Source organism: Aestuariibaculum sp. YM273, assembly GCF_030908365.1.
GTDB lineage: Bacteria > Bacteroidota > Bacteroidia > Flavobacteriales > Flavobacteriaceae > Aestuariibaculum > Aestuariibaculum marinum.
Map to the genome: position 1 here is coordinate 1,322,564 of NZ_CP133090.1, position 22,663 is coordinate 1,345,226.

Here is a 22,663-nt window from a genome sequence, read left to right on the forward strand (position 1 = left end):
ATACTAGTTAAAATCTATAAAATTTGTTGGATTAACAGGATACCCGTCGTTCCAAAGCTCAAAATGTAAATGTGGTCCGGTCGACAACTCCCCTTCGTCACCAGACGTCGCAATAACTTCTCCAGCCTTAACCAAATCGCCTTGTGCCTTGGTTACCGAAGCATTATGTTTATATACCGAAATTAAACCGTAACTATGCTCTATAATTACGACGTACCCAGTGCCAGCCGTCCATTCGGCAAAAATCACTATGCCATCGGCCACCGACTTTATTGGTGTATTTTTAGCCACTACAATATCTACCGCATAATGCCTGTCCTTCACATTATAAGCTTCACTAATTGTGCCGTTAACCGGAGAAAACAAGATGAAATTTGAAGCAGACGTTGCCGACTCAAACAAATTATACTTATCCTCTTTATCTACTTTTTCTCTTAATAATGAATCTTCTGCACTAGGTGTAAAATCAACTTGACTAGCTTCTAACTTAACGGCTTGAATAATGGAATCTTTATTCACATCTGATACGCTAACATCACCTTTTAGCACCTGCTTTATAGATTCAAAATAGCGGTCATTCAAAGCTAATACGCGCTGCAATGAATCGGTTTTATAATTGAGTTCCGTAGCTTTCTTTTTTAAAGCAGCAGAGGAATACCCAGGAATATATTCCCTTAAAGGTGTGTAAGCTATAATTAAACAAGTTACAACCATTAAAAATATGGCAGATAACGACGCTATAACAAACACATTTAATCGCGTTAATTTTAGAGATAATCGCTCCTCAAACGTGTTTTCATTTAGAATAACTAAACGGTACTTATCGAGTAATTTGCGTTTTATTTTTTTAGGTCTTTTCTTTTTATCCTCCATGACAAAAACAAAAATAATTAAAATTATAGTGTAATAGCTTTGCTTTATTCTAAAGTTATTGTTAATAACGATTTTATTAAACTTTAATTATTAACTTTGCGAAACTAAATTTTTAATTATGATCTCATCAAGTATATTCTTAGGCGCTATTGGACCATTACAAATAGCTCTAATAGTTATAGTAGTTTTATTATTATTTGGAGGTAAAAAAATCCCTGAATTAATGAGAGGACTAGGAAGCGGAATTAAAGAATTTAAAGACGCTAGTAAAGACGAAGACAAAAAAGAGGATAAACAATAAGTATCATCTTTTATTCATATAAAAAAACCAGCTGATTCAGCTGGTTTTTTTATGTATTTAAATACCTTTTTTACTCTATTTTAACCGATTTTATAATAGACTCTAATTCTAACATATAATCGCGTTTCTCAACCGATGGCGCAAACGCAAAGCCTTCAATAACCACCCATCGGTCATGCGTTTTATCTTCAATGGTATAACTTAAAAACGGACCTCCCATGAAACCGTTTTTCAAATCCCAAATCCCCTTAACCTCAAAAGCTGGTTTATTGTCTAATGTTGTTTCTTCAAAAAATGGTGTATAGGCATTTTCTGTTACCATGTACGTTCCTTCAACAGTTCCTTCTATATGAGTTTGACCAATTGAATCTCTTATTTTAATGATTTGCCCAACTACACTATCGTTTCTTTTAATAGCTGAATGCGGCAATTCGTAAATCATTAAGTTCGTGGTTCCTGTAGTAATATCTTTTCTAATCCAAAAGAAATTATCGGTTTCCTTGGCAATACGATAAGCTGAAGCAAATTTTAGAGTTAAGTCTAATTTATTTTCTATAGATTCAAAATTATGAGGTGATTTAGCCATTTGGCGTTGTCTTTCTTTTAACTCCATGGCTCTGAACGTTTGCACTATAGCATCACCGTTTTCATGAATTAAACCTACAATCTCTTCTCTATCTTTTCCTGAAACAACAATTACTTTCTGTGGCTGAGCATAAACATTATCCTGAAACGTTACACCAGGCTCCTTATTCATTTCAATTTTTAAAATCGTTCTGTTCTTGGTTACAAAGCCTGAAAACACCGATGGTGGTATCTGACTCAAAGTAAAAGTAGGTTCATCTTGAGGAAGTCCGTAAATAGGCGCAGCAAGCACATTTCTTATGGCATCTCCTATTCTACCATCCCACAAATCATTTTCTAAAATCACTGAAACATTATTAATATTTCCAGATGAGTCTAAAATGATTTTCTTATCCGACGACTTTTTATCACCGCAAGACACCACAAGTAATAGAGTTAAAATTGAAACAAAAAGAGTTCTCATAGTTCGATAAATTTAAGGAATTATCCTTTAGATATTTTAAGTTTCATTCCTGGTTTTAAAGTATTACCGCGAATACCGTTCCAATCTTTAATATTTTGAACAGAAACTCCAGGAAATTTTTGAGAAATACCCCAAAGTGTATCACCACTTTTAACGACATAAGTCGTTGCGTTACCAGCCACCACTTTTGTTGTAGCATTATTAGCAACAGCCATATTAGGGTTTCTAGGGTATATCGTTAATCGTTGACCTATTCTTAAATCATTACTACGCAATCCGTTCCATTGTTTAATCTGACTCACTCGAACACCATATTTTCTGGCAATTTTGCCTAAGAAATCACCCGATCTAACTCTGTAAATGGTTTTAGCATCGGCATCAAAAAACTGAGGTAGAGGCTTTTCTCGTTTATCAAATTCGGCTTTAGCAAACGCATAAATCTGTTCTTCGTTGGTAACGAAGTCACCTATTACCGTTCTTGGCAAACGCAACGTGTAATTTTCATCTTTTATAAACGGAATAATATCTAATTTATAAGATGGATTTAAAAATTGAAGCTCCTCAATAGCCACACCTGTTACCTCGGCAACCTGATCTAAAGTAATCATTTGCTTTACACGAATAGTATCCGTTTCAAAATACGCCACTTCCGGTCTGGGCCTGGTAAACCCATGTTCTTCGGCGTATTCAAAAATATACATATTGGCTAAAAATGCCGGAAGATATCCCGCTGTTTCACGTGGTAAATTATGTCTGATATTCCAATAATTCTGATAGCCTCCAGATCTTCTAATCGCCTTTGTTACGTTACCAGGGCCAGAATTATATGCCGCCAAAGCTAAATCCCAGTCACCAAAAATTTCATAAAGTTTAGACAAATATTTTGCAGCTGCCTCAGTAGACTTTATTGGGTCGCTACGTTCATCAACATAACTACTTACATCCAAACCATACATTTTACCTGTACTAAACATAAACTGCCATAAACCAGTCGCTCCTACTCTAGATTTAGCCCTAGGTTTTAACGCTGATTCAACGACTGCTAAGTATTTTATTTCTAATGGCAAATTGTAGTTATCCAACTCTCGCTCGAACATTGGAAAGTAAAAGGCGCTTAAATTAATTAAGCGTTGTAATAACTCTCTACGATTTTTTAAATACCCTTTAATAACACTCTCCAAACTTGGATTGTATTCTACATTAAAAGGTGTTCTAGCATTTAATAAGGCTAACCTAGACTTAAGAGTATCGGTAGGTAATTCAGGATATTCGACCTCCTCAAAATTCATTTGAGCAACCGAATTGTAAACCGTATCGTAAAGCGAATTACTATATAATTCTTCTAACCATTTTTCATCGACACCTGCCGCTAAAAAATTATCTTCAAACTTTTGAATTAGAAGTGAGTCGTTTTGAAATAGAACTTGGGTTACTTTAGGCTTTTTTCCATCCACTAAAGAATCCTTTAAAACGACATTATTTTGAGAAACATCAGTCTTTTCTTCTACCTCAACACCATTTGTTTGCGAGAAAGCACTCGTAAACGACACAAAACATACAACTATAAAAATGCGAAAAGCCATAAAATCAATTCATTACGTTATTGAACGATAATATGGCTAAAATCGTATTTTTTAAGCTAAATTAAAAACTTAATTAGGTTTATTCCTGAATTGCAGCGATACCAGGCAACACAATTCCTTCTAAACTTTCAAGCATTGCACCACCTCCAGTACTTACATAGCTTACTTTATCTTCAAAACCGAATTGCTTAACAGCAGCTACAGAATCACCTCCTCCAACTAATGAGAAAGCTCCATTTTTAGTCGCTTCAGCAATTGAATTTCCTAACTCAATTGTCCCTTGAGCAAAGCTTTCCATTTCAAAAACACCTAATGGACCATTCCAAAGAATTGTTTTACAATGCATTACCACATCATGGAATTGTTTTCTTGATTTAGGTCCGGCATCAACACCTTCCCAACCATCAGGAATCGCATCAATATCCACTTCCTGAGTATTAGCATCGTTACTAAACGCATCTGCAGCAATAGTATCTACCGGAATATGAACCTGAACATTTTTCTCCTTCGCTTGCTTTAAGATATCTAAGGCTAAATCCATTTTATCATCCTCACAAATAGAATTCCCTATTTTCCCGCCTTGAGCTTTAACAAATGTAAATGCCATACCACCACCTATGATCAAGTGGTCTACCTTATCTAAAATATTTTCTATGATAGTGATTTTTGAAGACACTTTAGCACCACCAAGAATTGCTAAAACAGGCTTTTCTCCCGTCTTCATTACTTTATCTATACTTTCAATTTCCTGAGCTAGTAGGCTTCCAAAACATTTATCTTCAGGGAAAAACTGAGCTACAATAGTCGTTGAAGCATGCGCTCTGTGTGCCGTACCAAACGCGTCGTTCACATAGATGTCTCCAAGTTTTGCCAATTGACCGGCAAAGTCTTTATCTCCTGCTGTTTCTTCAGCATGAAAACGTAAATTTTCAAGTAACAATACTTCTCCTGGTTGTAAATCTGCAGCGGTAGCTTCAGCCTTTTCTCCTACACATTCTGAAACAAATTTCACTTCAACTCCTAAAACTTCAGAAACCTTTGCTACAATATGCTTTAATGAAAACTCATCCTGTATACCCTTTGGACGCCCTAAATGAGACATTAAAATACAACTCCCACCATCTTCTAAAACCTTTATAATGGTTGGTTTTGCTGAAACAATTCGTGTCGCATCTGTTACATTAAAATTTTCATCTAAAGGCACATTAAAATCTACACGGATTAGTGCTTTTTTATCTTTGAAGTTAAAATCGTTTAGCGTTTTCATTCTTATTCTTAATTAATTTGTTTCACAAATGTAACTAATTAAATAGAGCTTTAAAACGCCTTTTTTTACGAAAACGATGTAACCGGCGTATAATTTTAAAAAAAAATAAAATCCGAACCACTAATACAGCAATTCGGATTTACATTTATTATTGAATTTAGGCTTATTTCTTAATTATTTGAATGCTTTTAGACGTATCTCCTGACGTCACTTTTGCAATATAAATGCCGTTAGGTAGGTTCGATAAATCTAAATTAACTTCGCTTCTGTTAATACTCTTAGTCAGCACCTCTTTTCCTAAAACATTGTAAATTGACACCTCATCAAGAACAACATGAGCTTTAATTTTTAAATAATCTTTAGTTGGGTTTGGCCCAAAAGAAACCCCCTCCAAACTAAAATCATCTGAGGATAAGGTTTTCATGGTTAATTCAAAATCATCCAAACCTAAGTAAGCATTTCCATTTTGGTAAATTACCACTCGCATGCGTACGTATTGATGCCCAGATGGCACATTATACGTTAGATGTTTCCAACCGTTAGAATTAAACCTGCCGGACAGAGCCGTTTTAAATATATCTTCGTGAAAATCATATCTCGTCCACTCGGTTTCGTTATCGAAAGCTATTTCAAAGAAGATATAATCAGAAGATTTTAGATTCACATATTGTGCTCGAAACGAAATATCGGCAGGAACGCCATTCAATTCAATCGGATCAAACAACAACATATGCTCTGGAGAAGCTTTCCCTGTTGCTGCTTCAGAATATTCATTATCTAGATCACGCCCAGCAATATAACTAGTTCCTGAAAACGCTCTTGGAATCCTACCATTAGCCTGGGAAGTTCTTCCCCATAAATCGGTTCCATTTTGTTCTGAATAAAACGGAATATTAGTTGTATATGCCCAATTGTCTTTATTACTGGCATCGAAACCCTGCTTATAAGCCTGAGCCCTAAGAATAAATGAACAGGCCACCGAAAATAGAAAAGTGATTGTAGTTTTGTTCATGACTCTTAATTTTAAACAACTAAAAATGAATAGATTAATAGGGTTTTTCAAATCTAATAGAAAAATATAAATCCCTGTCACAATTTCGACAATCTGCCTGTTAATTAGTCTTATTGCAAGAGTTACTATGAATTCTTTTATGAATTCGGTTATATTTGTCTCATGCTATTTTCAGAAATTTTAGGTCAAGACTATATTAAATCCCATTTAACACAAAGTGTTGATAATGGACGAATTCCGCACGCCCAATTATTCGTTGGACCAGAGGGGTCGGGCACTTTACCAATGGCCATTGCATACGCTCAGTATATACTTTGTAAAAATAGTAACGGAGAAAACAACACAGGCAATGAATCTTGCAACCTAAAGTTTAACAACCTATCACATCCCGATTTACATTTTGCCTTTCCTGTAACGACCAGTGAAAAAGCCAAAAGTCATCCCGTTTCGAGTCATTATCTGGAAGAATGGCGTCAATTATTAAAAGAACAGCCTTACGGAAACCTTTTCGATTGGTATAAACTTTTAGGGGTAGATAACAAACAGGGGCAAATTGGTGTAGATGAAGCTCAGGACATTGTAAAAGCCCTTTCGTTAAAATCGTATGAAGGTGGTTATAAAGTGATGATTATCTGGATGGCTGAAAAGATGAACATTGCAGCCGCTAACAAGCTTTTAAAGCTTATTGAAGAGCCTCCAACTAAAACCATATTTTTACTTATTGCAGAAGATGAAGAGCAAATTATAAACACGATTCGCTCTCGCTGTCAGGTATTGCATTTTCCTCCATTAGCCGAAGAGGTTATTAAAGAAACACTTAAAAACAAATACGATTTAAACGAAGCAGCAGCCACGAAAATTGCACATCAATCGAACGGTAATTTTAACAAAGCCTGCGATTTAGTTTATCACGATTCTGAAGACATTCAGTTTGAAACCTGGTTTATATTCTGGGTCCGCAGCGCCTTTAAAGCCAAAGGTAACAAAGCCGCTATTCACGATTTAATTTCATGGAGCGAAGATATCTCTAAAACGGGCAGAGAAACCCAAAAACAGTTTCTTCAGTTTTGTATCGATTTCTTCAGACAAGCGTTATTACTGAATTACAATGCGGAAGATTTGGTGTTCTTAGAACCAAAAACGGAAAAGTTTAAACTGGAAAATTTTGCACCGTTCATTCACGGCAATAATATCATGGAAATTAGTGATGAACTTCAAGATGCCATTTACCACATTGAGCGTAACGGGAATTCAAAAATCATTTTAACCGATTTATCGATTAAACTGACTCGTTTACTTCATAAAAAAGAGTAACCTTTAAAAATCTATTCTAAATACTACATTAGGGGTAAATCCTAATGAATTCTTATTGATTTCGCGTAGCACAAGACTATCATCTTCTGTACTTTGAGCTATTTCGTATTTTCGACTCAACACATTTTTTTGATTGTAAACATTCAAAAAGGACACACCTAGTTTTCCTTTCCAGCGTTCATTTTTAGAAAAATTAAAGCTATATGTCGCAGAAACATCTAATTTATGATAGTTTGGTAATCTAGCGCCGTTAGTTTCTTCAAAATCAATTATAGGATCCCCCAAGGTTTCTATTAAGCCATTCGCTTTTGTATAAGGAATACCCATCCTGATATTCCAGCCTAAAGAAAACTCTAAATGTTTCCATTCGTAAGTATGCGACCAAGTAAAATGATGCGTAATATCTGAATTACCGGGAAAAGCATTACCATTGTTGATAGTATTAAACGTAAAATCATTATTCATCAACGAATAACTCATCCAGGTTCGGTAATTATGTATTTTCTTTTTTACCAATACATCAAGCCCTAAAACCTTACTTTTTCCTTTTGAAAAGAAGTCATCGATATTATCAAAACCTAAGGTAAACGAGGTTAAACCATCGATGTCTTTATAATACCCTTCAACATCAAAATACCAGCCCGATTTATCAAAAACAAAGCCGGAAGTCACCTGAAAACTCTTCAAAACAGGAATGTCTTCGCCATCGGATAATACCCATATTTGATTTTCTAAACCAAATTCTTGGGTATTAAACTCAATAACCTGACTAACCGATTGGTGTAAATTTTCAACTGAACTTTTAAATTTTATATTCTGAAACAGTCTGGTTTCTAACTGAAACCTCGGTTCAAAAAAGAGTTTATCTACTACCGAAAAATAGTTGGCTCTTACTCCAAAATTCAATAACCATTTATCCAAAACACAATATTTATAATCACCATAAACGGCATGGTTATTATTCGTTTTAAAATTAAATTCGTTATAATTATCCTCCGGACTTTCGCTGTCTTCAAAACTCAGTGCATAATTAACTTTATTAGACGAAAATTGATACCCAAAATCTAATGTCGAAGCACTACCCAAATGGTAATTGCCATCGAAAGCCACACCCAAATCTTCTACTCTATTTTGTTTATTAAGTCGATTACTGAATTCATTTGGTATTGAATTTATACCGGTATATTCAAAATCATAATTTGAATAATATGCACTAAATTCATGCGTAAAAACATCATTATAACGATGATTCCATTTCACGCTTGACCCTTGATTTTTAATATCTAATTTATCTTGTGAAGCTTCATCATAGGCGTCTATTAAAAACCCATAGTCCAGTTTATTTTTTGTAAATAAATTACTAACCAAAAACGTGTTATTTTCATTGGGTTTAAGAATTGCCTTTACGGTGAAATCATTAAAATAAAATAAATCTTTAGTCGTAGTTACTTCATCATCTTCGGTCACTTTATTGCCCTCCGATATTTTGGTTTCCTGAAACACGCGTTTGGACAAATTTCTAAAGGTTTCCGTATCAAAAATATCAGCTATAGATCGTCTTCCGGATATCATTACAGCAGCTTTTTCTCCTAAAGGTAATCTTAAATTCGCATCGGTATGCGTCATATTAAGGCCTGTACTACCTGTTATTTTTTTAGGAATATCTTCATCTGATGTAATATCAATAACTCCTGAAATTCGATTACCATATCGCGCTTTCGTTCCGTTTTTATACAGCTTAATATCTTGCGTTATGTAAGGATTTAACGCCGAAATGGTTCCGAAAAAATGTCCGGAATTATACATTTTAATACCATCCCAAAGTACTAAATTCTGGTCGGGAGTCCCTCCTCTTATAAATAAGCCTGAAGCCGTTTCTGTAGGACTTTGAACACCGGGCAACAATTGAATACTTTGTAACACATCAGGCTCAGTTAAGCCAGGAAGTATCCCTAATTTTTCAGGAGATAAAATAATAGACGTATCATCGTTGTTTTCATTAATTCCGGAAGTAAGGTATTCCCGAACTACCACCTGCTCCAGATGCTGCGTATCTGTTACACTTCGGTTTTTAATTTTTTGAACTGTATAATAGCGTTCTGTTTCTTTTTTAAACCTAATATCAACCAAAGCTTCAATATCAAACAAAAGCTCTTCTAAAGTAATCTCCTTTGCCTCCAAGGTTATTAATTGCTCGCTTATCAACTTTGAATTATACGAGAATTTAACGTTGAACTTCGATTCTAAATCAAGAAAAACATGAGCTATTGGAATATTTAAATAACTTACCGATGCTCTCTCCTGTGAAAGCATAGAAAAGGAAACTAACAGAAAAAGTAACGTTAATTTATGTTTCATTTATGCGGTTAAGTTCATTCAAATAACACCTTAAATTTAAAATAATATTATTAATCTAATTTTAGTTACTTGATTCTAAAACTATAACGCGCTTTTCGGCATTAAAATTATAGGTAAGATCCATTGGTATTAAAACCGTTTTTAAAGCAAGATTTAAATCTTTATGGGTAAACCCACCGGTATATCTTTTGTTTAAATCTATCTGAGACGCATCAACGGTTATTTGATACTGATTCTCTAAGGCAATTAAAACCTGTTTAATGGGAGCGTCATAAAACGTACTTTCACCAATTACCCAGCTTGGTTCTTTGGCATTAAATTCCCAGGGTTCCAATTTATTATTTACAATACGCACGGCATTACCTGGAAGTAACACCGTTTGATTATTAGCAGGTTTACTTGTTACACGTACTTTACCTTCACGACATTGCACTTCAAAATAACCATCTCTGGCAATAACATTAAACTCCGTTCCAAGAACTTCTACTGCCCCCTGAGATGTTAGCACTGTAAACGTTTCTCCTTTTTCAACCTCAAAAAATGCTTCCCCTTTAAGGTTTAAGGTTCTATTGTCTAACCAATTGTATTTTTTAAATTCTAACTCTGAATTAGCATTCAACTGTACTTTAGAATCATCAGGAAGTATAACAGCTAATTGCTCTGAAAAGCCTGTTACATATTCATTTGTTGCTGATGTAAAATAAAATAGACCAAAAGCGATAACAATTGCTGCAGCGGCGGCATAACTCCAAAGCGGAACAAGTCGTTTAACTTTAGGTATTGAACCCTTTTTATTAGTACCGGCTTGGATTTTATTAAACGTTTCAGTTTTATTAAACTCAGGAGTTTTTAAGGTTTGAGAGGCTTCGTTAATTTTACTGTACAGCGCATAGTCTTCAGAATTTCTGAAATTCTCAAGCTCCTCACCGGTTAATTCACCAGCAACCCAGCGTGCTAAAAATGATTCATCTTTATTAAACCCCTCCATGAATAAATAAGTTATTATACTTCTAAAACAGTTAATTACGGTTTTACCCTACTTTAAATTTCAACTATTTGCTTCCGCAACAATTCCAAGGCCTGACTCATGCGTTTTTCTACGGCCTTTACAGAGATGCCTACAATCTCTGAGATCTCACTATATTTCTTCTTATCAATCCTGCTTAACAAAAAAACTTCACGTTGTTTTTCAGGCAAATTCGCTATCGCTCTTTTTAATTTTTCCATGAATTGCTGCTCTTCTAAAAGAAATTCTGGCGTTTCAATATTGTTTTGTTTTATTTGTTTAGACTGGTGATTTAAAACAATTTTTTGATGCGCGACTTCATTTAAAAAGAGATTACGTGATATCGTAAAGAGATAAGATTTTGCTTTTTTAAAAAGTACTTTTGAACAATTATTCCAAAGTTTTATATAGGCTTCCTGGACAATGTCTTCGGCTTGGTGCTGATCACCACATTTATAATATATGAAGTTATACAGTGACTCCGAGTGTATATTGAAGAGCAATTCGTAGGTTTTCTCCTCACAAACAGATTGATTTTCATTGTCCATAATTTGCTAAAATGCTTAGGGCCTGACAATCAAATTTAAAAAAATTAAAATAAAAAGTAGGGTAAATCTACTTTCGACTGTTTTAATATAAACGAGAGATTTTAAATGAACTAGATTTTCTAGTGAGTTGATCCTTTTTTTGTTCCCAAAATCTTAACCTCCAAGACTGGTTTAATAGCTAAAACTTATGCTGGGAGTATTTTAAGTGAGAAGAGTGAAAAGCGAATTTGTCACAAGGTTTTCTGCTATTAGACACTGTTTCAAATTCGCAAACTTTTCACTATTTCTTTTATCTATTTATTCAAACGTATAGCTTGTTTTTACAACCTGTGTGGCTCTAAAATAGCCATATGGATAATTTTCTGCGTTGGTGGTATTGATACAATTTCCTTTTAACTGAACGCCATTTGAAGAAAAAGGATTACCTCCAGAATAATACTGCTCTATTAAAATACGCATGTAATTATAGTAGCCTTCTGAAATACCATATAGATTAATATCGACAGTATCTCCCGGTTGAAATTCGGCCTGATCATTATCATCATCTTCTTGTTTTTCAAAGAAATCATGAATTTCGTTTCCGTTAGAAAACTCATCTGAATAATCTTCAAAATATGGAAATAAATCACCGTCTTCATAATATCTAAACAGGTAGAAATTATCTTCATCAGCTGGATCGTCAAAATAGACATTTACTTCCAATAAATCCGGATCTAAACCACCATCTTGGGACTGATTAACGGCATTGATATCAGGCACCGGAATTAAAGTCTCGATAGCGGTATATGTTTCGTTATTATAAACCACATCTAATTGATATTGGTTGTTTTCAACCGGCACAAAGGTCGAAGTTGTATAGGTGCCATCGTTTTGATTTGTAAAATCAAAAACTTCATTTGTCTCTAAATTTGTTACCGTTACCGTCGCATTAGTTACGGCTGTATTATTTGTAGTTTCAAAATACGGTGTTGATGTACTTAATTTAATGGTTTGATTGTTTCCTAAAGTTCCTTTTTCCCAATCTAAAGAAGCTTCAATTACTAATCTAATTTCCCCTGTTGGCACCTCTACTTCTATTACATCTTCGCAAGCTAATACCCCTAAACTCGCCATGATTAGTACCGCTATGTTTTTTATATATCGTTTCATTCTGTTTAAAATTTAAAATTATAAGCTACTGAAGGAATGATTCCGAAGATTGAAATACGAGACGCTTCATTTAACCCTGTTTGATCGTTTTGATTAAACGAAATAGAGGCTGCATTCTTCCGATTATAAACGTTATAAATACCAAATACCCATTCGCCTTTCCAACGGTTGTCCGGCTTTCTATTTGGCTTATACGTTGCTGATACATCCAATCTATGATAACTTGGTAAACGATCTTCATTTCTATTGGCATACGTCGCCACCGAAAGTCCCTCGTAATTGTACTGTCCGTTTGGATAAGTTACCGATCTCCCCGTTTGAAATATTAAATTCGAGCTGAAACTCCATTTATCATTTAGTTTATAACTTCCAGTAACCGAAATATCATGCGTCCTGTCGTAAGGCGTATTATACCAATTCCCATTGTTTATACCCGGACCTCCTGCTTTTCCTCCTAAGGTACGTTGCTCTGACTTTGATAAAGTATAAGCAAACCAGCCTGTAAATTTTCCTTTGTTTTTTCTTAGTAACAATTCTAAACCGTAAGCACGGGCTTCCCCGTTTAAAATTTCGGTTTCTATGTTATTATTTCCAATTAAATCTGAACCGTCGATATAATCAATCCGGTTATCGATAGTCTTGTAATAGGTTTCTAACTCTAATGCATAAGTATTATTCTTAAACTTTCTGAAAAACCCCATCGCATACTGATTTGAAATTTGCGGTTTTATATACTGTCCACTAGGAGTCCATACATCTAAAGGCGTTACTGAAGAGGTGTTAGACAATAAATGCAAATACTGTGACGATTTGGTATAACTCGCTTTCAAAGCCGCATTACTATTCAGCTGATAAGACAAGCCCAAACGCGGTTCGAAATAGCTGAAATTTTTAATGCTTTCTCCTTTTTTATAGTAAGTTTCATCTGAAGCCTCACCGCGCTCATAAATATCCAATTCCGGGTTGTAAACTACTGGCTGATCATTGACGTAATTCGTCATACTCTGTCCGCCTAATCTTGAAAAGGTACTAAAACGCAAACCGTATTGTGCCGATAGATTTTTAGTAATTTCATGCTCAGCACTTACGTATAAACCACCTTCAAACGCCCGTTTATCATCTAATTTTAAATAATTAATAGAGGAACTTTCGGAGCTTGGTTTGACTTCTCCCGGATTTAAATTATAAGTTATTCCGCTTACACCAAAATCAAAATTAATCTTATCGTTTAGATAGTACTTTAAATCGTACTTAAGGTTGTAATTTTTAATATCTGCAATCCAATCTAACTCGATAAAATCAAGAATAATTTGATAGTCGTATTTACTGTATATAAGCGATAAATTAGAGAACAACTTATCGTTGAAAATATGATTCCACCTGACGTTTCCAGTAGCATTTCCGTAGTTATTTTCAATGATTGTAGACAGATTAAATACATCGCGACCAAAATATCCAGACAAATAAATTCGGTTATTATCATTAATCTGATAATTGGTTTTTAGGTTCAAATCATAAAATGAAATTTTATCATCTTTTAAATCATCAATAGCTTTCATTAACAAATGCGCATAAGATGTTCTTCCGGCAATTAAAAAAGAACCTTTATCACCAAACACAGGTCCTTCAGCAGCTAGTCTACTTGATATTAATCCAACACCACCATTTAAACTAAAATCCTTGCTGTTACCGTCCTTTTGTCTTACATCTAAAACAGATGATACCCTTCCTCCAAAATTGGCTGGAATATCCCCCTTATAAAGCTTAATATCTTTAATAGCATCGGCATTAAACACTGAAAAGAAACCAAAAAAGTGGGATGTATTATAAATAATAGCTTCATCAAGAAGTACTAAATTCTGATCGGCTGCACCACCACGCACATTAAAACCTGATGACCCTTCGCCATTATTTGTAACACCAGGTAATGTTTGAATGGACTTTAATACATCTACTTCACCCATAACCACCGGAATCTGTTTAATAGTCCCAGAATTTAATTTGGATACACTCATTTGTGGTTTTCTAATAGCAATCTGTTCAGATTCTTCAGCGGTAATAACAACTTCATTTAATGACATGGCCGACTCTTCCAATTCAAAATCTAAGGTCATGTCAGCCGTTAAACTGATAGTTTTTGTAATGGTGTTATATCCTAAATACGATACAGAAACCGCATAATCGCCTTCAGCCACCGTTAATGAATAAAAACCATATTCATTGGTTATGGCACCGTTAGAAGTACCTTTTAAAAAGACTGTAGCCCCGATAATAGTTTCGCCATTGGCTTTATCTTTTAATGTACCCCTAATGGTATATTTATCCTGCGCAAAAATCACACAGCTAAACAACATACATAAGCTAAACACAACGTGCTTCATAAAAATTAATTTACTTTAAGATTAAACGTTTTATATAAGTCCGATTTTAAAACTGAATTCAAAATCAATTTGGGTTAAAATTTTACTAGATAATCGAAATTAAAAACTCAATGTCATATCTCGAAATTAAATTATAATTTCACTTAATACCTCATGGGCTTGACTCGAGGCTGTTTACTCTGTCAACGAACGAGACTTAGAATTGTTTCTGATATCCTGTAATTTAGTTATCAGAAATTTCTTATAAATAAATTACATTTTACAAAAAAAGCTCAGAAAATTAAATCTGAGCCTAAATTATATATAAAACTGAAACTATTTTTACTTTTTGTATGCTTCATTCAAAGCATCAGTAATAGTTTTAGTTAAATCATCTTCTTCAGAACCGTACATTACAGTGGCAGCAGCTTCACTAGTTCCTAAAATATACGTGTAGCCATTATTTTTTCCGTAATCTTTAACAAAAGCTTTTACACGATTAATTACAGAATCAATATCAGTTTGAAATTCCTGTTGCATCATCTGTTGCTCCATTTGCATTTGCTGTTGTAACTGCTGCTGTTTTTTTTGCAACGTAGTCATTATTTCCTGAGCTTTTGCCTGAGAGGACTTTTGAGCTTCGGCTTGCTTAGACTGAACTTCCATTTGGAAGGCTTGACCTATACTGTCTGCTCTTTTTCTAAACGCCGCTTCTTTATCTTGATATTTTGTTTCTACATCTTTTTTCTCCTGGTAATCATTAATCACCACCCCATTATCTACAAATCCAATTTTTGCCTGTTGCTGGCAAGATGTTAAAGCCACTGCAAGAGCAGCTAAGTAAAATATTTTCTTCATGTTTTGTTCGTTAATTTAATTAAGCCAAATGTAGCAAAGTAATCTATAAATAGATAAAAATTAAGTTTTATTTAAATAATAAATAATTCTTATCTATAAAATAAATAATGATAAGAAAGACTTATAAAAAACAACCCGTTTTTAAGCGATTTAAGACACTTTAAAAATTAAGACAGGTGTTTTATCATCACAAAGGGATTAAAAAGCAAACAAAGCCTTAAAACTATTTTTTAGCGTTTTTAAGTATATAAATAAGTGATGACGCTTCTTTTGTGGTTAATGCTTTTATATTTGATTGTAGCCCGACAACAAAACCTTTTATAAAATTCATTTTTCCTGATTTATATTTTTCTGAAAGTAAGCTTACATAAAACGCATCAAATAGCATGGGGTTAATTTTTTCAACTTCCATTGCAACGGTTGCAAATAACTTAGAAATAGAATTTGCATCAAAATGCCAAAGATGTCTCGGGACATCGAAAGCAGCCCAAAACGATTTATAATATTTGGCATCATAACTTTTAAAATTTGGAACAGCAATTACCAAAGTACCATTTGGTTTTAAAAGTGTTTTAAAAACAGAAACTTGTTTTTCTAAATTTGGCAAATGCTCTAAAACATGCCAAAGGGTAATCACATCGAAAATATGCGGTTCAAATTTTGAAAGTTGATCGATATCAAAAACCGAATCATTTGTTTTTTGATTTGCTACTCCCCTCGCCTCTTTGTTTGGTTCCACTCCAAAAATGGTCCAACCATTGTTTTGTGCCGTTTGCAAAAAATCGCCTGTTCCGCATCCAACATCTAAAATAGTTTTAGATTCCGATTGAAATGAATTTATTAATTGCAATTTTTTATTTAACGCATACGAACGAACCAGATGGTATACTTTTTCAAAAGCATTTCGTTTAGCATCAGTATGTGAAATATAATCTTCACTTTTATAATAATCTGGTAATTTTTCTAAACTAGGTTGAGGCACGGTTTCTAAAAAACCGTATTCTGAATTTTGAATTAAACTAAATTCTTCTCCTGAAACGGAATGATCTTTTACTTTTAAATACACTTTAGTTTCGTTTTCTTTCACCACGAATGCTCAACTATTTTTTAGAAATTAAACTGAAAATTAATATAACAAGATGTCTTTTCAATAAAAAAATAAACGTTCCACGTGGAACGTTTAAAAAATTATCTTCCCATGTAAACCAATAGTACGGAAATATCGTTAGGAGAAACACCACTAATTCGTGACGCTTGCGACACAGTTGTTGGTTGAATCTTTTTTAGTTTTTCACGCGCTTCAAAACTCATAGATTTAATTTTTGAATAATCGAAATTCTCTGGGATTTTAACATATTCTAATCTACTCAATTTATCGGCATTGTTTTTTTCTTTGGCTATATATCCAGAATATTTTACCTGAATTTCGGCCTGTTCGATAACCTCTCGATCTAAATTATTATCTTGAATATACTGTTCAACACTATCCACTTTTCGAACATCCTCCATCTCAATATTAGGTCGTGCAAAAATTTTAAATAGCTTCCCAGACTGTTTAACCGCTGAAGAATTTTTACTCTCTAATATTGGGTTTATCTCATCCGGCTTTACACTTGTTTCTTCAAAAAAGGTAACAAACTTTTCTGCAGCCTCGTGTTTTTCTTCCATACGTCTTAAACGCTTTTCTGAAGCTAAACCAAGATTGAAACCTTTTGGTGTTAATCTTAAATCAGCGTTATCCTGTCTTAGTAACGTACGATACTCAGCACGCGACGTAAACATACGATAGGGCTCTTCGGTACCTTTTGTAATTAAATCATCAATTAAAACCCCTATATAAGCCTCATCTCGTTTTAATGTAAAAGCATCCTTTTCCTGTACTTTTAAACTAGCATTTATACCAGCCATTAAACCTTGAGAAGCTGCTTCCTCATATCCAGTAGTTCCATTAATTTGTCCAGCAAAATATAACCCATTAATTAACTTCGTTTCTAAAGTATGCTTCAATTGTGTTGGTGGAAAATAATCATACTCTATAGCATAACCTGGTCTAAAGAATTTCACATTTTCAAATCCAGCAACTGAACGCAACGCTTTAAACTGAACATCTTCTGGTAAGGATGTTGAAAAACCATTTACATACACTTCACAGGTGTTCCACCCTTCTGGTTCAATAAATAACTGATGACGATCTTTATCTGCAAAACGATTAATTTTATCTTCGATAGACGGACAGTAACGCGGACCTAAACTTTTAATTCTACCATTAAACATAGGCGACCTATCGAAACCTTCGCGAAGTAAATCGTGAACCAATTCACTCGTATATGTCATATGACAAGATCGCTGTTTAGTCAACGGTTTTGTGACGTCTAGATAAGAGAATTTTTCAGGATTCTCATCACCAGGTTGCTCAGTCATTTTAGAATAATCTAACGAACGACCATCAACACGTGGCGGTGTACCTGTTTTCATTCTACCCGAATCAAAACCTAAATCAACTAACTGCTCAGTGATTCCTTTCGCAGCTTTTTCCCCTGCTCTACCACCACCGAAATTTTTATCTCCAATATGAATCAATCCATTTAAAAATGTTCCATTAGTAAGGACAACAGATTTAGCTTTAACCTCAACACCAAGTGATGTTTTCACACCTACAACTTGATCGCCTTCTATTAACAACCCCGACACCATTTCCTGGTAAAAATCCAGATTAGGAGTTCCCTCTAAAAGCATACGCCAATCTTCAGCAAATCGCATACGATCACTCTGCACCCTCGGACTCCACATAGCAGGCCCTTTAGATTTATTTAGCATCTTGAATTGGATAGCAGAGGTATCGGAAACAATTCCACTATACCCACCAAGCGCATCAATTTCACGAACAATTTGTCCTTTTGCTATTCCTCCCATGGCAGGATTACAAGACATTTGTGCAATGTTTTGAAGGTTCATTGTAATAAGTAATGTTTTACTTCCCATGTTGGCAGCAGCAGCAGCAGCTTCACTCCCTGCATGACCAGCACCAACAACTATAACATCATATACATCACTAAACATAACTTTACTTTTTAAGGTTGTTCCACGTGGAACACAATACAATTTTTAAATTTGAGTTTGCAAATATACACTGATTTTGTGAATATTAAGCCAGCTGATTAATATAGAAGTCTTCCTTCTCTCTCATCAACTTAGACTCATCATCAGTTTTGTCTTTATAACCACAATAATGAAGCACACCATGAACAATAACCCGTTGTAATTCCTTATCAAAATTTTGTTCAAAATCTTTAGCATTATCCTTCACTCGCTCAACCGAAATAAAGATATCTCCTTGAATCAATTTACCTACCGTATAATCAAAACTAATAATATCAGTTAGCGTATCGTGATCAAGAAACTCAACATTTAACTTATGTAAATATTCATCATCACAAAACACATAATTTATCTCTTCTAACTTAAATCCTTCATTAGAAATTACCCCAGTTAACCAGGTAGCCAATTGGTCTTCATTCTCGATATTGAAATCGGTTTCGTAATTGAAATTAATCATTGTTTTGCTTAAAATAAACTTGAACTTTCTTTTTATAATCCGGCTGCAAAGGTAAGGTTTGTTTATTCAATATTTCTGTAGTATTGAAATATTGTTTAGCATTTGGTAATGGATTATTTGAAGTATTCTGAAACGTCTTATTATTAGATTCAGATTCACGCTTATTATTTTCTCCTTGCTGTAAGGTAGCGTTTTCTAATTTTAATAATTGATGTTTTAAATTCATCATCCTTTGCAGTGTTTGATTAGTAAATCCTTTATTTAATAATTCCATTTCAACACGCTCCATAGACCTAACTAAACGCTCTGTGTTAGCATCTTTACCTTCTTTAGCCATACGCTCTTCAAGCGCGTTTCTAAGCTCCTGCTGTCGTTGATAAATTTCATACAACATTCCATTAAGTTCTTCACTATTTCCTTCTCCATTTTCATTGTTCTTTCCCTTCTCCCCAGGCTTTCCTTGCTCCCCTTTTTCATTTTCTTTATCCCCTTCTCCATCTTTAAGTTGCCCTTGTTCATTATCATTTTTGGGCTTTCCTTCTTCACTTTGTTTCATGCCTTTTTCCATCATTTCATTCAATTGCTCCTGGCTCAAAATAATATCAGGCAATTGCATTTCACCTTGTCCACTAGAACTCTGTGACATGTTTAATTGTTCCTCCATGTTATCTAAAACGGAACTTAAAAAATTAGCCAAATTATTAGCCGCTGTAACAGTAAACTGTTGGTTGGAAATACCTTGATACAATTGTCCTTCGGCGAAATAATTTAAAGCCTTATCGACATTATAATACACTTCTGTAATTTCCTTATTGACCTGTTCTGATAATTTTGGTTGACGTAAAGACAAAGCAAACAAACTATCGTCAATATGCTCGAAGTGTTCTCTCAAATAATTCTGGATTTTTAGATAATTAGCATATTTACTATGCCCCTCTTCTATTGCCTTAAACTGATTCATCAGCGCTTCTTCATCAAAAGAAAATAATATTAAATTATCTAAAATCTGACGGAGCATATCAACGTCTTCCTGCATCTGCTCACCTCCATCTGCTTGCATAGAAGCCTGCATTTGTTCGCTCATTTGTTTCATCTTTTCTGCAGCTTTTTTTTGACTTTTCTGAGCATCCTGCATGTTCTTATTTGGTTTAGAATCTTTTGGTGCATCATCAGGGTTCTGTTCGTCCTGATTTTGCTCTAATGCTTCAGATGCCGATTGCTGTTCCTTTTTAATTTCATTTTCTTCCAATTTATCCTGAGGAATATCAATCGGTTTTTTTAATCCTTTACTTTCCTTTTGTAATTCTTCCAATTCCTGGGTGAAATCTTTAAAATCTTTATTTAATCTATCTTGCTTTTCTTTAGTATTTTCTTGGGGTTTTTGTTTGGATAATTCCTCCTGCTCAATGGCCATTTGCATTAAATCTTCTTTTAATTTATCCAACTTTTGTTGCACATAAAAACGTTTGGTTAATTCTAACAACTGCTCCAAACTACGCTTTTTATTTTTATTTTGTTTACCTAAATCTTCAAGGCGTTTAGCTAGTTGCTCTTTGGTAATTTTATCCTTAAACTTTTCTAACTCTTCAAGTAATTCTTCGTCTTGCTTTAACTTTTTTTCATTCTCATCTAAACGCTTTTTTAGATCCTCCTTAAACGGATCTTCCTTTTCATTCTTTGGGAAATTTTCAATATTATCTTTTAATTTTTTATTGAAATTTTTCATCAATTCGTCTTGCTGCTTTTGACGTTCTAAAAAAGATTCCAGTTTCTTTTTATCATTAAAATTTAGAATCTCCTTTTCCTTTTGCGTATTGGATAATTGCTCTAATTGTTTTTCTTGTTCCTCAAAATTCTTTAAGGATTTATTCAGATCTTTTATAGTTTCCTTCTGCTCATTTAGATTTTTTTGAGCCTCTTCATCTAACGTTCGTTTTCTATAACTAAACGTGTTCGATTTTACTGTTTTAAAACGGTTAACTACATCATTATCAGAGACTTGAAAATACAATTCATAAGATATACCATCCTGAATATCAATATTATAAGGGAAAGATGTAATAAATTCGTCAAAATTTGAACCGGACACTTTCATATCAACAGTTTTAACATCAGTTACGTCGTCAGCAGGATAGTACACCATCTCTAATTTACTAAATCCATAGTCGTCACTAATCTGCCCGTAGAAATATAAAGTCTGCAAATCAAGACTATCCTTTTCCATTTTAATATTCAATTCAGGATAAGCATCTTTAATGACGTCGATTGTAAATCCAAGGTTTTCATAATTCTTTAAATTCTCATTACTTGTACTTAAACTATAATTTAAATTATTAAACACTTGCTTAGATGTTAGGAATGCATCATTATCTTTAGAAAATAAGATAGTATCTGTAGCATACAGATGCACCTGCGTGGTGGATTTTGCCTTTAATTTCCAACTCACATTGGTTCCTTCAGGAACAACAGCGTTACCGGTACTCTTTAACACTTCATCCTGCTTTTTAGTATACTCAGGATAATCTAAAATCATTTGAAAATCTAACAATGAAGGCACCTCAATAAGCTTTACGGTATAGGGCTTTGAAGTAACATCATTAGCTGTTAATTGAAATGTTATTTCCCCCTTAGGTTTAGAAAAAATATATTCAAACTCCCCTACTCCAGTTTGCTGCAAATAATACGTTTCGTCATTATAAGCTATTTGCGCATTTTCTGGAACAACACTACCAGAGGTTCTAACTAAAAGCTTAAAATCCTTGTCCTCTAAAGCGTTTAAATTTTCATTAACCACAAAAAACTGAAACGGTGCTGGTGGTTCATAAGCTGTTTTATAATGCACAACACGTTTATAGCTATCACTAAACCAATTGATATTTCCGGTAAAAAAAACAACCAATAAAATTATAACAGGAATAGCAGCATATTTTAAATACTTGAGGTTGCTTTTAAAATTAACAGCCAACTTAAAAGGAATGGGTGAAAGTTCGAAAGATTTCTGATCTATACTCGCTAACAGCAATTCACTTTTATCACTGTTCTCATATAACTGAAGTACATTCAATAATTTGTCATTTACCTCCGGAAAATGTATGCCAATAATTTTACTAGCCTGTTCGTAATTAATGCCATTCTGAAGTTTAAACAATTTACTTAACGGCCAAACTATAAACTTTATAAGTAACCCTAGCTCAACAAGCACAAAGCCCCAGAATAAAGCTGTACGCGCCGTAGTATTTAACCACAACATATATTCAACCAATAAGGTGCCTAAAAAAAACAGTAATCCTATAGCAAAAAACAGGATAGCTCCTTTGAGTAATTCATTATAATAATACCGCTTTATAAACCCTTCAAGCTTTAATTGTATGTTCTTAAAATTCGTCACAGTTATTGGCTTTATAACTTATAAAGCTACAATTTTATTTTT

17 protein-coding genes are annotated in these 22,663 nt (G+C 33.9%); 2 read left to right on the top strand and 15 right to left on the bottom strand.

What is annotated here, in order from left to right; all coding sequences use genetic code 11:
• Nucleotides 1–3: 3 nt before the first annotated feature.
• The gene (locus RBH94_RS05640) at nt 4–873 is read right to left on the bottom strand and encodes a M23 family metallopeptidase (protein WP_188222660.1); all 870 of its coding nucleotides are present in this window, start codon (nt 871–873) and stop codon (nt 4–6) included.
• A 118-nt stretch (nt 874–991) separates the two neighbouring features.
• Between RBH94_RS05640 and tatA the strand changes: the two genes are divergently transcribed.
• Nucleotides 992–1,174: a twin-arginine translocase TatA/TatE family subunit gene (gene tatA / locus RBH94_RS05645; protein WP_188222659.1), complete on the top strand. Its 183-nt coding sequence runs from the start codon at nt 992–994 to the stop codon at nt 1,172–1,174.
• A gap of 70 nt (nt 1,175–1,244) precedes the next feature.
• Here tatA and RBH94_RS05650 read toward each other — a convergent pair whose 3' ends face one another.
• The 4 genes from RBH94_RS05650 to RBH94_RS05665 all read right to left on the bottom strand — a co-directional run bounded on the left by RBH94_RS05650 (nt 1,245) and on the right by RBH94_RS05665 (nt 6,084).
• Nucleotides 1,245–2,222 (bottom strand): DUF4837 family protein, encoded by a 978-nt coding sequence (locus RBH94_RS05650; RefSeq protein WP_307882755.1) that lies wholly within the window; start codon nt 2,220–2,222, stop codon nt 1,245–1,247.
• A 20-nt stretch (nt 2,223–2,242) separates the two neighbouring features.
• Nucleotides 2,243–3,805 carry a lytic transglycosylase domain-containing protein gene (locus RBH94_RS05655; RefSeq protein ID WP_307882756.1) on the bottom strand — a complete coding sequence of 521 codons (1,563 nt, stop codon included), beginning with the start codon at nt 3,803–3,805 and terminating at the stop codon, nt 2,243–2,245.
• Between the two features lie 79 nt (nt 3,806–3,884).
• Nucleotides 3,885–5,072 carry a phosphoglycerate kinase gene (gene pgk, locus RBH94_RS05660; protein ID WP_307882757.1) on the bottom strand — a complete coding sequence of 396 codons (1,188 nt, stop codon included), beginning with the start codon at nt 5,070–5,072 and terminating at the stop codon, nt 3,885–3,887.
• Between the two features lie 163 nt (nt 5,073–5,235).
• Nucleotides 5,236–6,084: a T9SS type A sorting domain-containing protein gene (locus tag RBH94_RS05665; RefSeq protein ID WP_307882758.1), complete on the bottom strand. Its 849-nt coding sequence runs from the start codon at nt 6,082–6,084 to the stop codon at nt 5,236–5,238.
• 162 nt (nt 6,085–6,246) lie between these two features.
• Between RBH94_RS05665 and holB the strand changes: the two genes are divergently transcribed.
• The gene (gene holB / locus RBH94_RS05670) at nt 6,247–7,398 is read left to right on the top strand and encodes a DNA polymerase III subunit delta' (RefSeq protein WP_307882759.1); all 1,152 of its coding nucleotides are present in this window, start codon (nt 6,247–6,249) and stop codon (nt 7,396–7,398) included.
• A 3-nt stretch (nt 7,399–7,401) separates the two neighbouring features.
• On the opposite strand, the gene RBH94_RS05675 is transcribed toward holB, so the two are convergent.
• The 10 genes from RBH94_RS05675 to RBH94_RS05720 form a co-directional block, all read right to left on the bottom strand.
• Nucleotides 7,402–9,756, bottom strand: coding sequence for a TonB-dependent receptor domain-containing protein (locus RBH94_RS05675; protein WP_307882760.1), 2,355 nt, complete (start codon nt 9,754–9,756; stop codon nt 7,402–7,404).
• A 61-nt stretch (nt 9,757–9,817) separates the two neighbouring features.
• Nucleotides 9,818–10,744, bottom strand: a complete 927-nt coding sequence (locus tag RBH94_RS05680) for a FecR family protein (RefSeq protein ID WP_307882761.1) — start codon at nt 10,742–10,744, stop codon at nt 9,818–9,820.
• Nucleotides 10,745–10,797: 53 nt separating this feature from the next.
• Complete coding sequence (locus RBH94_RS05685; protein WP_307882762.1) at nt 10,798–11,310, bottom strand: RNA polymerase sigma factor; 513 nt, start codon at nt 11,308–11,310, stop codon at nt 10,798–10,800.
• A 297-nt stretch (nt 11,311–11,607) separates the two neighbouring features.
• Nucleotides 11,608–12,459 (bottom strand): DUF4249 domain-containing protein, encoded by an 852-nt coding sequence (locus RBH94_RS05690; RefSeq protein ID WP_307882763.1) that lies wholly within the window; start codon nt 12,457–12,459, stop codon nt 11,608–11,610.
• A gap of 5 nt (nt 12,460–12,464) precedes the next feature.
• On the bottom strand, nt 12,465–14,840 hold the full coding sequence (locus tag RBH94_RS05695; protein WP_307882764.1) for a TonB-dependent receptor: 2,376 nt from the start codon (nt 14,838–14,840) through the stop codon (nt 12,465–12,467).
• A 321-nt stretch (nt 14,841–15,161) separates the two neighbouring features.
• Nucleotides 15,162–15,677, bottom strand: coding sequence for an OmpH family outer membrane protein (locus RBH94_RS05700; protein ID WP_307882765.1), 516 nt, complete (start codon nt 15,675–15,677; stop codon nt 15,162–15,164).
• Between the two features lie 223 nt (nt 15,678–15,900).
• Nucleotides 15,901–16,764, bottom strand: coding sequence for a class I SAM-dependent methyltransferase (locus RBH94_RS05705; RefSeq protein ID WP_374047720.1), 864 nt, complete (start codon nt 16,762–16,764; stop codon nt 15,901–15,903).
• Nucleotides 16,765–16,865: 101 nt separating this feature from the next.
• Complete coding sequence (gene mnmG, locus RBH94_RS05710; RefSeq protein ID WP_307882767.1) at nt 16,866–18,737, bottom strand: tRNA uridine-5-carboxymethylaminomethyl(34) synthesis enzyme MnmG; 1,872 nt, start codon at nt 18,735–18,737, stop codon at nt 16,866–16,868.
• Nucleotides 18,738–18,822: 85 nt separating this feature from the next.
• Nucleotides 18,823–19,233 carry an rRNA maturation RNase YbeY gene (ybeY, locus tag RBH94_RS05715; RefSeq protein ID WP_307882768.1) on the bottom strand — a complete coding sequence of 137 codons (411 nt, stop codon included), beginning with the start codon at nt 19,231–19,233 and terminating at the stop codon, nt 18,823–18,825.
• On the bottom strand, nt 19,226–22,621 hold the full coding sequence (locus RBH94_RS05720; RefSeq protein WP_307882769.1) for a DUF4175 family protein: 3,396 nt from the start codon (nt 22,619–22,621) through the stop codon (nt 19,226–19,228). Before RBH94_RS05720 ends, ybeY begins: the two co-directional genes overlap by 8 nt.
• Between the last annotated feature and the right edge of the window lie 42 nt (nt 22,622–22,663).

Bases quoted from the DNA above. Each gene is read 5' to 3' on its own strand.
- RBH94_RS05640 (WP_188222660.1), bottom strand. From the start codon at position 873: ATGGAGGATAAAAAGAAAAGACCTAAAAAAATAAAACGCAAATTACTC.
- RBH94_RS05685 (WP_307882762.1), bottom strand. From the start codon at position 11,310: ATGGACAATGAAAATCAATCTGTTTGTGAGGAGAAAACCTACGAATTG.
- RBH94_RS05695 (WP_307882764.1), bottom strand. From the start codon at position 14,840: ATGAAGCACGTTGTGTTTAGCTTATGTATGTTGTTTAGCTGTGTGATT.
- RBH94_RS05690 (WP_307882763.1), bottom strand. From the start codon at position 12,459: ATGAAACGATATATAAAAAACATAGCGGTACTAATCATGGCGAGTTTA.
- ybeY (WP_307882768.1), bottom strand. From the start codon at position 19,233: ATGATTAATTTCAATTACGAAACCGATTTCAATATCGAGAATGAAGAC.
- holB (WP_307882759.1), top strand. From the start codon at position 6,247: ATGCTATTTTCAGAAATTTTAGGTCAAGACTATATTAAATCCCATTTA.
- RBH94_RS05700 (WP_307882765.1), bottom strand. From the start codon at position 15,677: ATGAAGAAAATATTTTACTTAGCTGCTCTTGCAGTGGCTTTAACATCT.
- RBH94_RS05675 (WP_307882760.1), bottom strand. From the start codon at position 9,756: ATGAAACATAAATTAACGTTACTTTTTCTGTTAGTTTCCTTTTCTATG.
- RBH94_RS05680 (WP_307882761.1), bottom strand. From the start codon at position 10,744: ATGGAGGGGTTTAATAAAGATGAATCATTTTTAGCACGCTGGGTTGCT.
- mnmG (WP_307882767.1), bottom strand. From the start codon at position 18,737: ATGTTTAGTGATGTATATGATGTTATAGTTGTTGGTGCTGGTCATGCA.
- RBH94_RS05655 (WP_307882756.1), bottom strand. From the start codon at position 3,805: ATGGCTTTTCGCATTTTTATAGTTGTATGTTTTGTGTCGTTTACGAGT.
- tatA (WP_188222659.1), top strand. From the start codon at position 992: ATGATCTCATCAAGTATATTCTTAGGCGCTATTGGACCATTACAAATA.
- RBH94_RS05650 (WP_307882755.1), bottom strand. From the start codon at position 2,222: ATGAGAACTCTTTTTGTTTCAATTTTAACTCTATTACTTGTGGTGTCT.
- pgk (WP_307882757.1), bottom strand. From the start codon at position 5,072: ATGAAAACGCTAAACGATTTTAACTTCAAAGATAAAAAAGCACTAATC.
- RBH94_RS05665 (WP_307882758.1), bottom strand. From the start codon at position 6,084: ATGAACAAAACTACAATCACTTTTCTATTTTCGGTGGCCTGTTCATTT.